The sequence below is a fragment of the Rhodococcus sp. 15-2388-1-1a genome, from assembly GCF_002259145.1.
GTDB lineage: Bacteria > Actinomycetota > Actinomycetes > Mycobacteriales > Mycobacteriaceae > Rhodococcoides.
On record NZ_NPFP01000029.1, the window covers coordinates 1 to 1,437 of the forward strand.

Here is a 1,437-nt window from a genome sequence, read left to right on the forward strand (position 1 = left end):
ACCCGATATTCATACGACTGCGGGTAAATTGGCCGATCTTCGTAAACGTCTCGCGGTTGCGGAGATTCCCTCCGGTGAGGCGGCGGTGGACAAGGTCCACGCCAAAGGCAAGCTGACCGCCCGTGAGCGGATCACCGCGTTGCTCGACGAGGGCTCGTTCGTCGAACTCGACGCCCTCGCCCGGCACCGCTCCCAGAACTTCGGGTTGGCCGACAACCGACCCTTCGGTGACGGCGTCGTCACCGGCTACGGCACCGTCGACGGCCGCGATGTGTGCGTGTTCTCCCAGGACGCGACCGTCTTCGGAGGCTCGTTGGGTGAAATCTACGGCGAGAAGATCGTCAAGGTCATGGACCTGGCCGTCAAGACCGGACGCCCCCTGGTCGGCATCAACGAAGGTGCCGGAGCCCGCATCCAGGAAGGGGTCGTCTCCCTCGGACTGTACGGCGAGATCTTCCACCGCAACGTCCGCGCCTCCGGAGTGATCCCACAGATCTCGGTGATCATGGGACCCGCCGCCGGTGGGCACGTCTACTCCCCGGCCCTGACCGACTTCGTGGTCATGGTCGACGGCACGAGCCAGATGTTCGTCACCGGACCCGACGTCATCAAAACCGTCACCGGCGAAAACGTCACCATGGAAGAACTCGGCGGAGCCACCACTCACATGGAGAAATCCGGGGTCGCGCACTACGTCGCCTCCGGCGAACAAGACGCCCTCGACTACGTCCGCGACCTGCTGTCCTATCTGCCGTCGAACAGTCGCGCCGACGCCCCCCGCACCGCGGCGTCGGACCCGATCACCGGATCGATCGCCGACTCGCTCACCGCCGAGGACCTCGAACTCGACACCCTGATCCCCGACTCACCGAACACCCCCTACGACATGCACGAGGTCATCACCCGGATCCTCGACGACGACGAGTTCTTGGAGGTGCAGGAGGGCCGGGCCCGCAACATCATCGTCGGATTCGGGCGCATCGACGGCCGCTCGGTGGGGATCGTCGCCAACCAACCCACCCAATTCGCCGGAACGTTGGATATCGATGCCTCCGAGAAAGCAGCCCGCTTCGTGCGGACCTGCGACTGCTTCAACGTCCCGATCATCACCCTGGTCGATGTGCCCGGGTTCCTGCCCGGCACCGGGCAGGAATACAACGGCATCATCCGACGCGGCGCGAAACTGCTCTACGCCTACGGCGAAGCGACCGTCGGGAAGATCACCGTCATCACGCGTAAGGCGTACGGCGGCGCGTACGACGTGATGGGGTCCAAGCACATGGGAGCCGACGTCAACCTCGCTTGGCCGACCGCGCAGATCGCCGTGATGGGAGCCTCCGGTGCCGTCGGGTTCGTCTACCGCAAACAACTGCTCGAGGCAGCGAAGAACGGTGAAGACGTCGACGCTCTCCGCCTGACACTGCAGCAGGAATACGA

1 protein-coding gene is annotated in these 1,437 nt (G+C 64.6%); it reads left to right on the forward strand.

Features of this window, described 5'->3' with window-relative positions; genetic code table 11:
• Positions 1-1,437: acyl-CoA carboxylase subunit beta (locus CH302_RS17070; RefSeq protein ID WP_217903122.1), on the forward strand; the 1,437-nt coding region annotated here is incomplete at both ends.